General features: G+C 63.2%; 11 protein-coding genes. All 11 read left to right on the top strand.

Going from position 1 to position 12,748, the window contains the following annotated elements; genetic code table 11:
• Window positions 1–8: 8 nt before the first annotated feature.
• The 11 genes from leuD to JFU04_RS19735 all read left to right on the top strand — a co-directional run bounded on the left by leuD (window position 9) and on the right by JFU04_RS19735 (window position 12,703).
• The gene (leuD, locus tag JFU04_RS19785) at window positions 9–653 is read left to right on the top strand and encodes a 3-isopropylmalate dehydratase small subunit (RefSeq protein WP_065904531.1); all 645 of its coding nucleotides are present in this window, start codon (window positions 9–11) and stop codon (window positions 651–653) included.
• A 146-nt stretch (window positions 654–799) separates the two neighbouring features.
• A complete protein-coding gene (locus tag JFU04_RS19780; protein WP_115486914.1) occupies window positions 800–1,564 on the top strand; it encodes a class I SAM-dependent methyltransferase in 765 nt (254 codons plus the stop codon).
• A gap of 53 nt (window positions 1,565–1,617) precedes the next feature.
• On the top strand, window positions 1,618–2,700 hold the full coding sequence (leuB, locus tag JFU04_RS19775; RefSeq protein ID WP_065904535.1) for a 3-isopropylmalate dehydrogenase: 1,083 nt from the start codon (window positions 1,618–1,620) through the stop codon (window positions 2,698–2,700).
• A gap of 64 nt (window positions 2,701–2,764) precedes the next feature.
• Window positions 2,765–3,877: an aspartate-semialdehyde dehydrogenase gene (asd, locus tag JFU04_RS19770; protein WP_005789767.1), complete on the top strand. Its 1,113-nt coding sequence runs from the start codon at window positions 2,765–2,767 to the stop codon at window positions 3,875–3,877.
• Between the two features lie 247 nt (window positions 3,878–4,124).
• Window positions 4,125–5,135 carry an aspartate-semialdehyde dehydrogenase gene (locus JFU04_RS19765; RefSeq protein ID WP_065904539.1) on the top strand — a complete coding sequence of 337 codons (1,011 nt, stop codon included), beginning with the start codon at window positions 4,125–4,127 and terminating at the stop codon, window positions 5,133–5,135.
• Between the two features lie 161 nt (window positions 5,136–5,296).
• Entirely contained in the window at window positions 5,297–7,852 is a 2,556-nt protein-coding gene (locus JFU04_RS19760) for a FimV family protein (RefSeq protein WP_201145466.1), read from the top strand.
• A gap of 214 nt (window positions 7,853–8,066) precedes the next feature.
• Window positions 8,067–8,891: a tRNA pseudouridine(38-40) synthase TruA gene (gene truA, locus JFU04_RS19755; RefSeq protein ID WP_106803181.1), complete on the top strand. Its 825-nt coding sequence runs from the start codon at window positions 8,067–8,069 to the stop codon at window positions 8,889–8,891.
• Between the two features lie 64 nt (window positions 8,892–8,955).
• Window positions 8,956–9,588, top strand: coding sequence for a phosphoribosylanthranilate isomerase (locus JFU04_RS19750; protein WP_201145464.1), 633 nt, complete (start codon window positions 8,956–8,958; stop codon window positions 9,586–9,588).
• Window positions 9,589–9,832: 244 nt separating this feature from the next.
• Window positions 9,833–10,753: an acetyl-CoA carboxylase, carboxyltransferase subunit beta gene (gene accD / locus JFU04_RS19745; protein WP_025856447.1), complete on the top strand. Its 921-nt coding sequence runs from the start codon at window positions 9,833–9,835 to the stop codon at window positions 10,751–10,753.
• Window positions 10,750–12,057 (top strand): bifunctional tetrahydrofolate synthase/dihydrofolate synthase, encoded by a 1,308-nt coding sequence (folC, locus tag JFU04_RS19740; protein ID WP_120449188.1) that lies wholly within the window; start codon window positions 10,750–10,752, stop codon window positions 12,055–12,057. The genes accD and folC overlap by 4 nt, the downstream gene beginning before the upstream one ends.
• Window positions 12,041–12,703 (top strand): SPOR domain-containing protein, encoded by a 663-nt coding sequence (locus JFU04_RS19735; RefSeq protein ID WP_106803184.1) that lies wholly within the window; start codon window positions 12,041–12,043, stop codon window positions 12,701–12,703. Before folC ends, JFU04_RS19735 begins: the two co-directional genes overlap by 17 nt.
• The last annotated feature ends 45 nt before the right edge of the window (window positions 12,704–12,748 follow it).

Raw genomic sequence — 12,748 nt, 5'->3', positions numbered from 1 at the left:
AAAACCCGATGAGAGCTTTTACCCAACACACAGGATTGGTCGCGCCGTTGGACCGTGCCAACGTCGACACCGACCAGATCATCCCCAAGCAGTTCTTGAAGTCGATCAAGCGCACCGGTTTCGGCCCCAACCTGTTCGACGAGTGGCGCTACCTGGACGTGGGTTATGCCTACCAGGACAACTCCAAGCGCCCGTTGAACAAGGACTTCGTGCTCAACGCCGAGCGCTACCAGGGCGCCAGCGTGTTGCTGGCCCGGGAAAACTTCGGTTGCGGCTCCAGCCGTGAACACGCGCCGTGGGCCCTGGAAGAATATGGCTTTCGCAGCATCATCGCGCCGAGCTACGCCGACATCTTCTTCAACAACAGCTTCAAGAACGGCCTGTTGCCGATCATCCTGAGCGACGCAGAAGTGGACGAGCTGTTCAAGCAGGTTGAAGCCGATGTCGGCTACCAGCTGACCGTCGACCTGGCCGCGCAGACCGTGACCCGTCCGGACGGCAAGGTGTATCACTTTGAGGTGGACGCGTTCCGCAAGCACTGCCTGCTCAACGGCTTGGACGACATCGGCCTGACCTTGCAGGACGGCGATGCGATTGCGGCGTTTGAAGCCAAGCACCGGGCCAGCCAGCCCTGGTTGTTTCGTGATGCGTAATTCTATGTAGGCTGGACTGGCCCCTTCGCGAGCAAGCCCGCTCCCACATTCGACCGAGTTCCTTGAGTTGAAATGCGATCAAATGTGGGAGCGGGCTTGCTCGCGAAAGGGCCTGTACGAACAACACAAAAGCCAGGAACATCATCATGACCAGTAGCGCCCACACCCAAGTCGTGCAAAAACAATTCGGCGAGCAAGCCTCGGCCTACCTGAGCAGTGCCGTGCACGCCCAGGGCACCGAGTTCGCGCTGCTCCAGGCCGAGCTGGCCGGGCAGGGCAGTGCACGACTGCTGGACCTGGGCTGCGGCGCCGGGCATGTGAGTTTCCAGGTGGCACCACTGGTCAAGGAAGTCGTGGCCTACGACCTGTCGCAGCAGATGCTTGACGTGGTGGCTGGCGCCGCCAAGGACCGTGGCCTGGGCAATATCCGCACTGTCCACGGCGCCGCCGAACGCCTGCCGTTTGCCGACGGCGAGTTTGACTTTGTGTTCAGCCGCTACTCGGCCCATCACTGGAGCGACCTCGGCCTGGCCCTGCGTGAAGTGCGCCGGGTGCTCAAGCCGGGTGGCGTGGCGGCGTTCGTCGATGTGTTGTCACCGGGCAGCCCACTGTTGGACACTTACCTGCAAACCGTCGAGGTGCTGCGCGACACCAGCCACGTGCGTGATTACTCCGCCGCCGAATGGCTGCGCCAGCTCAGCGAAGCCGGCCTGCATGTGCGCACCAGCAGCCGCCAGCGCCTGCGCCTGGAATACACCTCGTGGGTCGAACGCATGCGTACGCCGCAGGCGCTGCGCGCCGCGATCCTTGAGCTGCAGCAGGCGATGGGCCAGGAAGTGCGCGATTATTACGAGATTCAAGCCGACGGCACCTTCAGCACCGACGTGCTGGTGGTCTTCGCCGAGCGCTGATTAACTTTTTCCGACCTGCCCACGGGCAGGTCGCTTGATGAAATGAGGAACGCATGAGCAAGCAGATTCTGATTCTCCCTGGCGACGGTATTGGTCCGGAAATCATGGCCGAAGCGGTCAAAGTCCTGGAACTCGCCAACAGCAAGTACAGCCTGGGCTTCGAATTGAGCCACGACGTGATCGGCGGCGCCGCCATCGACAAGCATGGCGTGCCGCTGGCTGACGAAACCCTGGACCGCGCCCGCGCGGCCGACGCCGTGCTGCTCGGCGCCGTGGGTGGCCCGAAGTGGGACAAGATCGAGCGTGACATCCGTCCTGAGCGCGGCCTGCTGAAAATCCGTGCGCAACTGGGCCTGTTCGGCAACCTGCGCCCGGCGATCCTCTACCCGCAACTGGCCGATGCCTCGAGCCTCAAGCCGGAAGTGGTCGCGGGCCTGGATATCCTGATCGTGCGCGAACTGACCGGCGGTATCTATTTTGGCTCGCCACGCGGCGTGCGCGAGTTGGAAAATGGTGAGCGCCAGGCCTACGACACCCTGCCGTACAGCGAGAGCGAAATCCGCCGGATCGCCCGTGTCGGCTTCGACATGGCCCGCGTGCGTGGCAAGAAAGTCTGCTCGGTGGACAAGGCCAACGTGCTGGCGTCCAGCCAGCTGTGGCGTGAAATCGTCGAAGAAGTCGCCAAGGACTACCCGGACGTCGAACTGAGCCACATGTACGTCGATAACGCCGCCATGCAACTGGTGCGTGCGCCGAAGCAGTTCGACGTGATCGTCACCGACAACCTGTTCGGCGACATCCTGTCCGACCAGGCGTCGATGCTCACCGGCTCCATCGGCATGCTGCCGTCGGCGTCCCTGGACACCAACAACAAGGGCATGTACGAGCCTTGCCATGGTTCGGCGCCGGACATCGCGGGCCAGGGCATTGCCAACCCGCTGGCGACCATCCTGTCGGTGTCGATGATGCTGCGCTACAGCTTCAACCTGGGCGAAGCGGCGGATGCAATCGAGAAGGCCGTGAGCCTGGTGCTGGATCAAGGTTTGCGTACCGGCGACATCTGGTCGCAGGGTTGCACCAAGGTCGGCACACAAGAAATGGGCGACGCAGTAGTCGCCGCGCTGCGGAATCTGTAATCTCTCGGGCCCGCTTGCAGTTGTTGCTGCAAGGCGGCCCACTTTTTAACAAGGTGTAGTTGCGATGAAACGTGTAGGTCTGATCGGTTGGCGCGGTATGGTCGGTTCCGTGCTCATGCAGCGGATGCTGGAAGAGCAGGATTTCGATCTTATTGAGCCGGTGTTTTTCACCACTTCGAATGTCGGTGGCCAAGGGCCGTCCGTGGGCAAGGATATTGCCCCGCTCAAGGACGCCTACAGCATTGAAGAGCTGAAAACCCTCGACGTGATTCTGACCTGCCAGGGTGGCGACTACACCAGCGAAGTCTTCCCCAAGCTGCGTGAAGCCGGCTGGCAGGGCTACTGGATCGACGCCGCCTCGAGCCTGCGCATGCAGGACGACGCGGTGATCATCCTCGACCCGGTCAACCGCAAGGTCATCGACCAGCAGCTGGATGCCGGCACCAAGAACTACGTCGGCGGCAACTGCACCGTCAGCCTGATGCTGATGGGCCTGGGCGGCTTGTTCGAAGCCGGCCTGGTCGAGTGGATGAGCGCGATGACGTATCAGGCGGCCTCCGGTGCCGGCGCGCAGAACATGCGTGAGCTGATCAAGCAGATGGGCGCGACCCACGCGGCCGTCGCCGATCAACTGGCCGACCCGGCCAGCGCGATCCTCGACATCGACCGCCGTGTGGCCGAAGCCATGCGCAGCGATGCCTACCCGACCGAGAACTTCGGCGTACCGCTGGCCGGCAGCCTGATCCCGTGGATCGACAAGGAACTGCCGAACGGCCAGAGCCGTGAAGAGTGGAAGGCCCAGGCCGAAACCAACAAGATCCTCGGGCGCTTCAAGAACCCGATCCCGGTGGACGGCATCTGCGTGCGCATCGGCGCCATGCGCTGCCACAGCCAGGCGCTGACCATCAAGCTGAACAAAGACGTGCCGATCGCCGATATCGAAGGGCTGATCAGCCAGCACAACCCGTGGGTCAAGCTGGTGCCGAACAACCGCGACATCAGCATGCAGGAGCTGAGCCCGACCAAGGTCACCGGCACCCTGAATGTACCGGTGGGCCGTCTGCGCAAGTTGAACATGGGCAGCCAGTTCCTCGGCGCATTCACCGTGGGCGACCAGCTGCTGTGGGGCGCGGCGGAGCCGCTGCGTCGCATGCTGCGGATTCTGCTGGAGCGTTGATCGCTGCTGGTAATTGGAAACCCGCGTTCTGGTGACAGGCGCGGGTTTTTTTATTGCCCTGGAGGGCCTCATCGCAGGCAAGCCAGCTCCCACATTTGATCGCATCTCAACTGAAGAAACTCGGTCGAATGTGGGAGCTGGCTTGCCCGCGAAGAGGCCATCAGCCATCCCCCAAAAACCAGGCTAATTGCCTCACCCCCAGCCACCCGGTAAAGTGCCGCTCCCCCGCAATGCCCGAGGCAGCCCCATGACCCAGACCTTTGAAATCGCCGTGATCGGCGCCACCGGCACCGTTGGTGAAACCCTGGTGCAGATCCTCGAAGAACTGGATTTCCCGGTGGGCACCCTGTATCTGCTGGCGGGCAGCAACTCCGCCGGGGCATCGGTGCCGTTTCGCGGCAAGAATGTGCGGGTCAAGGAAGTCGACGAGTTCGATTTCAGCAAGGCGCAATTGGCGTTCTTCGCGGCGGGGCCGGCAGTGACCCTGAGCTTCGCGCCGCGGGCCACGGCCGCCGGATGCTCGGTGATCGACCTGTCGGGCGCCTTGCCCGCAGAGCAGGCGCCCCACGTGGTGCCGGAGGCCAATGCTGAGGTGCTGAAGGGGCTGAAAAAGCCATTCCAGCTCGCCAGTCCCAGCCCCTCTGCCACCAACCTGGCCGTGGTCCTGGCGCCATTGCGCGGCCTGCTGGATATCCAGCGGGTGAATGTCACCGCCTGCCTGGCAGTCTCCGCCCAGGGCCGTGAGGCCGTCAGCGAGCTGGCCCGGCAAACCGCCGAGCTGCTGAACGTGCGTCCGCTGGAGCCGCAGTTCTTTGATCGGCAGATGGCGTTCAACCTGCTGGCGCAAGTCGGCACGCCAGATGCCCAGGGCCACACCGCGCTGGAAAAACGCCTCGTCCACGAACTGCGCGCGGTGCTGGGCTTGCCTTCCCTGAAGATTTCCGCCACTTGCGTTCAAGCCCCGGTGTTTTTTGGCGATAGCCTGACAGTGTCGTTGCAATTGGGGGCGGCGGTGGATCTGGCTGTCGTCAATCGCGCGCTGGACGCAGCGCCCGGCATCGAGCTGGTCGAGGAGGGCGATTACCCCACCGCCGTGGGCGACGCGGTGGGCCAGGATGTGGTCTATGTGGGCCGAGTGCGCGCCGGTGTGGATGACCCGGCGGAACTAAATTTGTGGCTGGCGTCAGATAACGTACGCAAAGGCGCAGCGCTTAACGCCGTACAGCTGGCGCAGTTGTTGATAAAAGGCCTTGCGTAAAAGATACTTGGCGGCAATTTGTAGATTGATTCTAGCCAGGCGCTATGCTTGGCCCGAAGCGGAACAGAAGCGTGTCGGTGACCTATCGGCTCGCCATGCCTTATGGCAGCGGTTACCAACCTTCTCGCAGGCCGGGGAGTGTTCAAACAAAGGATGAGGCTATGGTTCAAGTTCGCAAACTGGTGTTAGCAATAGCGGCCGCCTCGGCGCTGTCCTCCGGTATGGCGCAGGCGCTGCAGCTGGGGGAGATGACCCTCAAGTCGAAGTTGAACCAGCCGTTGTCGGTGGAAATCGAATTGCTCGATGTCGGTGGCCTCACGGCGTCCGAGATCACCCCGAGCCTGGCTTCCGACCAGGCGTTTGTGGATGCCGGGGTTGACCGCCAGGCCTTTCTCAATGACCTGACCTTCACGCCGGTGGTCAATCCCAACGGCCGCAGCGTGGTGCGTGTCACCTCCAGCAAGCCGTTGCCCGATTCCTACGTACGCTTCCTGCTGCAGGTGCAATGGCCCAACGGCCGCCTGATGCGCGACTACAGCGTGTTGCTTGACCCGGCAAAATTCGATCAGCCAGCGCCGACGGCAGCAGCCCCCGCACCGCGTGCGGGGACTGCAGCCAGCACCGCGCCTGCCGCGACCAAGCCTGCGCAACACACAACCACCTCCCGCGATACCTTGTGGGAAATTGCCGCGAAGAACCGCAACGGCGGTTCGGTACAGCAGACCATGCTGGCTATCCAGGCGCTCAACCCCGATGCGTTTATCGACGGCAATATCAACCGCCTGAAAACCGGCCAGGTCCTGCGCCTGCCCGACACGGTGCAAAGCACCGCACTCGCGCAACCACAGGCGATTGCCGAAGTCAGCGCACAGAATGCCGCCTGGCGTGAGGGGCGCCGTTCGGGCACGAATCAAGCAGCAGGCAAGCAACAGCTGGACGCCACCCGGCGTACCCAGGCCGGCAATGCACCGGCAAGCACCAACGCCAAGGACAACCTGAGCCTGGTCTCGGCCGAAGCCGCGCGCAAGGGCGGCAAGGGCAAGGCCGGCGACGGCCAGGCGCTGAGCGACAAGCTGGCGATGACCCAGGAACAACTCGACACCACTCGCCGCGACAACGAAGAACTGAAAAGCCGTGCGGCCGACTTGCAGAGCCAGTTGGACAAGCTGCAAAAGCTGATTCAGCTGAAGAACGATCAACTCGCGCGCTTGCAGGCGGAGAAGGGTGATCCGAGCGCGCAGGCCACGACGGCGCTGCCCGCGCAGTTGGCCAGCGACCCGGCCGCCGCTTCAACGGCCCCTGCAGCCCCGGCCGCTGCCGCTACGCCAGCAGCGCCCGCACCCGAGCCGATCAAGCCGGAGGCTGCGCCCGCCACCACCGAAGGCAAATTCAATGACCTGCTGACCAACCCGATCGTCCTGGGGGTGATCGGCGGTGCGGCGGGCTTGCTGGTGCTGCTGCTCCTGCTGTTGTGGGCGCGTCATCGCAATGCGCGCCTGGAAGAGGAAAAGCACCTGCGCATGGCGCGGGCCCTGGCTGAAGAGCCGGCCTTCACCTCCAATATCGACCACGACCTGCCGCCCGACAGCTTCGAAGGCCTGGAAGTACCGCCGCCGAACGTCAAGCTGGCGGCAGCTCCCGCGCCGGCCCCAGTGGTTGAGCCGGCGGTGGTGGCGCCGACGGTTGCTTCGGTGCTCGCCCCGCTGGCCGTTGCCGTGGCCCCGGAAAACGCCAACGACGCATTGGTACAGGCGCAGTCGCATATAGACCGTGGCCATCTGAACCAGGCCGCTGACGTGTTGGAGCAGGCGATCAAGCACGAGCCCAAGCGCAGCGACCTGCGCTTGAAGCTGATGGAAGTCTACGGCCTGCAAAACGACAAGGATGGTTTTGTCACCCAGGAGCGCCAACTGGTCGCCAACGGTGAAAACCATGCCCAGGTCGAGCAGCTCAAGAGCCGCTTCCCGGCCATGGCGGTGCTGGCGGCAGGCGTCAGTGCCGCCGTCGCCGCGGCCGCGCTGGATGCCCAGTACGTCAAGGATTTGCTTGAAGACAAACCCGCGGCCCCTGAGCCTGAGGCGTTCGACACCGATTTCGATCTGAGCCTGGACGATCTCGAAGCGGCTTCGCCGGCCGAGGTCAAGGGTGATCAGCAGACGTTTGAATCGCTCCTGCAGCAGCAGACCGAAGCCAAGGCGAGCCCGGATGATCTGTCGGACTTCGACCTCGACCTGCAGTTGGATGCCCCGGTTTCGGCGCAGTCCGACGACGACTTCCTTTCCGGCCTTGAAGACCAGATGAAGGATGTGCCGGCGGTCGAGCCGCCGACCCTGACGCCTGCGGCGCTGGATGACTTCGACCTGCCGGAAGATTTCGACCTGTCCCTGGCCGACGAACCGGAGGCCACCGCCAAGCCTGATGCCTTCGCCTCGGAGCTGGATGACGTCAACGCAGAGCTGGATCGCCTGTCGCAGAGCCTGGAACACCCCTCCATCGAGCCGTCCTTCACCGCTGAAGACGCGGCGCTGGGCGGTGATGAGCCGGAGTTCGACTTCCTCTCCGGCACTGACGAAGTCGCCACCAAGCTCGACCTGGCCCAAGCCTATATCGACATGGGCGACGCCGACGGTGCGCGGGATATCCTTTCCGAAGTGCTCACCGAAGGTGATGAAGTGCAGCGCGGCGAGGCCAAGGAAATGCTCGGCCGACTGGCGTAACAGTCAATAGTTGATGCAGCGGCGACCTTCGGGTCGCCGTTTTGCTTTTGTCGGCGCTGGTTTGCCGGCGATACCCTTCGCTCGGTTTTACCGAAAGACCGGGTCGCTTGCATCGCAGGCAAGCCAGCTCCGGCACAAATCGGCATAATGGCGGCCTTTGCGCAACTCATCAGGCTCTCAGTTCTTGGCAAATATAGATAATCCGGTCGCCGAAATGGCGGCTGACGGCTTTTACCGCATCGCCCTGGGCGTGGAATACAAAGGTTCGCGCTATCGCGGCTGGCAGCGTCAGGCCTCGGGCGTGTTGACGGTGCAGGAAACCCTCGAGAATGCCCTGGCGAAAGTCGCCGACTCCCCCGTATCGCTGATGTGCGCCGGACGCACCGATGCCGGCGTGCATGCGTGCGGCCAGGTGGTGCACTTTGACACCCAGGCCGAGCGTTCGATGAAAGCGTGGGTGATGGGCGCCAATATCAATTTGCCGCATGACGTCAGCGTCAGCTGGGCCAAGGTCATGCCGGCGCATTTTCATGCGCGTTTCAAGGCGATTGCCCGGCGTTATCGCTACGTGATCTACAACGACCAGATCCGCCCGGCGCACCTCAACCAGGAAATCACCTGGAACCACCGTCCTCTGGACGCCGAGCGCATGGCCGAGGCCGCGCAGCACTTGGTCGGCGTGCATGATTTCAGCGCCTTTCGCGCGGGGCAGTGCCAGGCCAAGTCGCCGATCAAGGAAGTCCACCACCTGCGCGTGACCCGTCACGGCAAGATGATCGTGCTGGATATCCGTGCCGGGGCGTTCCTGCACCATATGGTACGAAATATTGCTGGCGTACTGATGACCATCGGCACCGGCGAGCGTCCGGTTGAATGGGCCAAGGAAGTGCTGGAAAGCCGTATACGCCGCACCGGCGGGGTGACGGCGCATCCGTTCGGCCTGTACCTGGTGCAAGTGGAGTACCGTGACGAGTTCGAGCTGCCGGAGCGTTTCATCGGGCCACACTTCCTCACAGGTTTCAGTGAACTTGGCGGCTGACGCCCGGAAAAGCTTTTGTTACCATCCGGGACTTTCTCGGTTCAACCCCTGAGGTTTCTACGATATGTCTGCCGTTCGCAGCAAGATTTGCGGGATTACCCGCATAGAAGACGCGCTGGCGGCAGTCGAGGCGGGGGCGGATGCCATCGGTTTCGTGTTTTATGCGCGAAGCCCGAGGGCGGTGAATGTGTTGCAGGCGCGGGCGATCATCAATGCCTTGCCGCCGTTCGTGACCACCGTGGGCCTGTTCGTCAATGCCAGCCGCTGTGAACTCAACGAAACCCTGGATGCCGTGCCGCTGGATATGCTGCAGTTTCACGGCGACGAAACCCCTGATGAGTGCGAAAGCTACCAGCGCCCGTATATCAAGGCGTTGCGGGTCAAGGCCGGTGATGATATCGCCCGTGCCTGCGCCGCCTATACCGGTGCACGCGGGATCCTCCTGGATACGTATGTCGAAGGCGTGCCCGGTGGCACCGGTGAAGCGTTCGACTGGTCGCTGATTCCTCCGGGGCTGGGCAAGCCGATCATCCTCGCCGGGGGGCTCAACCCCGACAACGTCGGCGCGGCGATCAAGCAGGTGCGCCCGTACGCGGTGGACGTCAGCGGTGGGGTAGAGCAGGGCAAGGGCATCAAGGATCACAGCAAGATTCGCGCATTCATGCAGGCTGTGCGCAACAGCAGTGGCGGGATGTGACGGCTGGCAGTCTGCCGCCGTCCATAACTACCACTGTGTAAAACAGCCCGGCGCCGCCTGTGGGTGGCCCGGCAATGAAGTGGCAAGCCTGCGCTGGCAGGTTGTCTGGAAGGCTGAGGATGCAGGCGGGAAATGGCTGGTCGAACACCTGACCCCGTCCCACCTGTGTCATCGCCACATATGAATTTAGCTCAAGGGCATACGCGGGGCTGTGTTCAAGCCACCGGTACTGGAGAAAGAAAGCATGAGCAACTGGTTAGTAGACAAACTGATCCCTTCGATCATGCGTTCCGAGGTGAAGAAAAGCTCGGTTCCTGAAGGTCTGTGGCACAAGTGCCCATCCTGCGACGCGGTGTTGTACCGCCCCGAGCTGGAAAAGACCCTGGACGTTTGCCCCAAGTGCAATCACCACATGCGTATCGGCGCCCGCGCCCGCATCGATATCTTCCTCGACGCCGAAGGCCGTAACGAGCTGGGTGCGGACCTGGAGCCGGTTGACCGCCTGAAGTTTCGCGACGGCAAGAAGTACAAGGACCGCCTGACCGCTGCGCAAAAGCAGACCGGTGAGAAGGACGCACTGATTTCCGTCAGCGGCAAGCTGCTGGGCATGCCGGTGGTGGTGTCGGCGTTCGAGTTTTCCTTCATGGGCGGTTCCATGGGGGCCATCGTCGGCGAGCGCTTTGTTCGCGCTGCCAACTACGCCCTGGAAAACCGTTGCCCGATGATCTGCTTCGCCGCCTCTGGTGGTGCGCGTATGCAGGAAGCGCTGATCTCCCTGATGCAAATGGCCAAGACCTCTGCGGTACTGGCGCGTCTGCGCGAGGAAGGCATTCCATTCATCTCCGTACTGACCGACCCGGTCTACGGCGGCGTTTCCGCCAGCCTGGCGATGCTCGGTGACGTGATCGTCGGTGAGCCAAAAGCCCTGATCGGCTTCGCCGGCCCGCGCGTAATCGAGCAGACCGTGCGCGAAAAACTGCCGGAAGGCTTCCAGCGCAGCGAGTTCCTGCTGGAGCATGGCGCCATCGACCTGATCATCCCGCGCGGCGAACTGCGTCCACGCCTGGGTAACCTGCTGGCACAAATGATGGGCCTGCCGACCCCTGTGTACGTCGCGCCTAAAGTCGAGCCAATCGTCGTCCCACCGGTGCCTGCAAACCTATGACCCAACGTACCCTCGGCGAATGGCTCGCCTACCTTGAGCAGTTGCATCCGTCCGCCATCGACATGGGCCTGGAGCGCTCGCAACAGGTAGCGGCCCGCCTTGGGTTGGGTCGGCCGGCGCCGCGAGTGATCACGGTGACCGGCACCAATGGCAAAGGCTCTACGTGTGCCTTTGTCGCGGCGCTGCTGCAGGCCCAAGGGCTGAAAGTCGGCGTCTACAACTCTCCGCACCTGCTGCGCTACAACGAGCGGGTGCAGCTCAATGGCGTCGAAGCCACGGATGAGCAACTCTGCGAAGCCTTCGCGGCACTTGATGCCGGCCGGGGCGAGATCTCCCTGACTTACTTCGAAATGGGCACCCTGGCGGCGTTCTGGTTGTTCGAGCGCGCGCAACTCGATGTGGTGGTGCTGGAAGTCGGCCTGGGCGGGCGCCTGGACACGGTCAACGTGGTGGATGCCGACATGGCCCTGGTCACCAGCATTGGTGTGGACCATGCCGACTACCTGGGCAATACCCGTGAGTCGGTGGCTTATGAAAAGGCCGGGATCTTTCGCCAGGGCAAGCCTGCGCTGTGTGGGGACGTGGATCCGCCGTCTACCTTGCTCGACAAGGTCCGCGAGCTGGATTGCCCGTTCTTCCTGCGCGGTCGTGAATTCAATCTCGAAATCGGTGACCAGCACTGGCAGTGGCGCGGGCGTGATGCGCGTGGCCAGTTGGTGGAGCTGCATGACCTACCGCTGTTGAACCTGCCGATGGAAAATGCCGCGCTCGCGCTGCAAGCCTATCTGCTGCTGGATCTGCCGTGGGATGCCGCGCAGATTGCGGCGACGTTGCTGGCGACCCGCGTAGTGGGGCGCCTGGATCGTCGTGAATTCGAATGGCAAGGCAAGCGCCTGAACCTGCTGCTGGATGTGGGGCATAACCCGCATGCGGCCGAGTACCTGGCGCAGCGCCTGTCACGCACGCCACCGGTCGGGCGTCGCCTGGCGGTCTTCGGGTTGTTGGCGGACAAGGACCTGGATGGCGTGGTTGCGCCGCTGCTGGCGAGCGTCCAGGCTTGGGCGGTCGCGCCGCTGGATACGCCGCGAAGCCGTCCTGCGGTTGAGTTGGAAAAGGCGTTGCAGAACCTTGGTGCGCCGGTGGCGTCGTATGCAAGCCTGACCGCAGCCCTTGAGGCGCAGTGTGCGGTGGCGACGGCCGAGGACGAAATTCTGTTGTTCGGATCATTTTATTGTGTTGCCGAGGCGCTTGAGTGGTTGGCCCGGCGCTCCACGGAGGAAGCTGCACATGGCATTACTGGATAGCGCATACAAGCAGCGAATGGTCGGAGCCCTGGTTCTGGTGGCATTGGCGGTGATCTTCCTGCCGATGCTGTTTTCCCGCCAGGACGAACAGCGCCAGGTGGTGGTGGAGGCGCCAGCCGCGCCGCAGGCACCGGCGGTGCCGCAGGTGCAGGTTGAGCCAGTGGTGGTGCCCGAGCCGCAGGCCCTGCCGGAAGAAGAACCGGTGCCGACCGATGATGAAGTGGCCGCGCAACAGGCGCCGTCGATGCCCGTGCAGCCAAGCGTGCCGGTGGTCAAGCCGGCTCCGGCCGCGCCTGTCGCCGCTGCCAAGCCCGCAGCGCCGGCACCTGCGCCCAAGCCGGTCGCGCCGCAGCCTGCCGCACCGGGTAAGCCGGACGTGGGGCAGAGCCGTATCGACCCGAATGGCCTGCCGATCAGTTGGTCGATTCAAGTCGCCAGCCTCGGCAATCGCGACGGCGCCGATGCGCTGCAGAAAAAGCTGCGTAGCCAGGGGTATAACGCCTATATCCGCAGTGCCGACGGCAAGAACCGGGTGTTTATCGGGCCGCTGATCGAGCGTGCCGAGGCCGACCGTCTGCGGGACTTGCTGGATCGCCAGCAGAACTTGAAGGGGTTCGTCACCCGTTTCCAGCCTGAGCGCGGTTGATCACTGTCACTCTCTGGTTGGAATGCTGGCCAAATGTGGGAGCTG

The sequence above is a fragment of the Pseudomonas sp. TH21 genome, from assembly GCF_016651025.1.
Taxonomy (GTDB): Bacteria; Pseudomonadota; Gammaproteobacteria; order Pseudomonadales; family Pseudomonadaceae; genus Aquipseudomonas; species Aquipseudomonas aylmerensis.
The sequence above is the reverse complement of the archived record's forward strand: the minus strand, read 5'-3'. Positions and strand labels throughout refer to the sequence as shown.

Coding starts and splice junctions, on each gene's coding strand:
- leuD (WP_065904531.1), top strand. CDS start 9: ATGAGAGCTTTTACCCAACACACAGGATTGGTCGCGCCGTTGGACCGT.
- JFU04_RS19780 (WP_115486914.1), top strand. CDS start 800: ATGACCAGTAGCGCCCACACCCAAGTCGTGCAAAAACAATTCGGCGAG.
- leuB (WP_065904535.1), top strand. CDS start 1,618: ATGAGCAAGCAGATTCTGATTCTCCCTGGCGACGGTATTGGTCCGGAA.
- asd (WP_005789767.1), top strand. CDS start 2,765: ATGAAACGTGTAGGTCTGATCGGTTGGCGCGGTATGGTCGGTTCCGTG.
- JFU04_RS19765 (WP_065904539.1), top strand. CDS start 4,125: ATGACCCAGACCTTTGAAATCGCCGTGATCGGCGCCACCGGCACCGTT.
- JFU04_RS19760 (WP_201145466.1), top strand. CDS start 5,297: ATGGTTCAAGTTCGCAAACTGGTGTTAGCAATAGCGGCCGCCTCGGCG.
- truA (WP_106803181.1), top strand. CDS start 8,067: ATGGCGGCTGACGGCTTTTACCGCATCGCCCTGGGCGTGGAATACAAA.
- JFU04_RS19750 (WP_201145464.1), top strand. CDS start 8,956: ATGTCTGCCGTTCGCAGCAAGATTTGCGGGATTACCCGCATAGAAGAC.
- accD (WP_025856447.1), top strand. CDS start 9,833: ATGAGCAACTGGTTAGTAGACAAACTGATCCCTTCGATCATGCGTTCC.
- folC (WP_120449188.1), top strand. CDS start 10,750: ATGACCCAACGTACCCTCGGCGAATGGCTCGCCTACCTTGAGCAGTTG.
- JFU04_RS19735 (WP_106803184.1), top strand. CDS start 12,041: ATGGCATTACTGGATAGCGCATACAAGCAGCGAATGGTCGGAGCCCTG.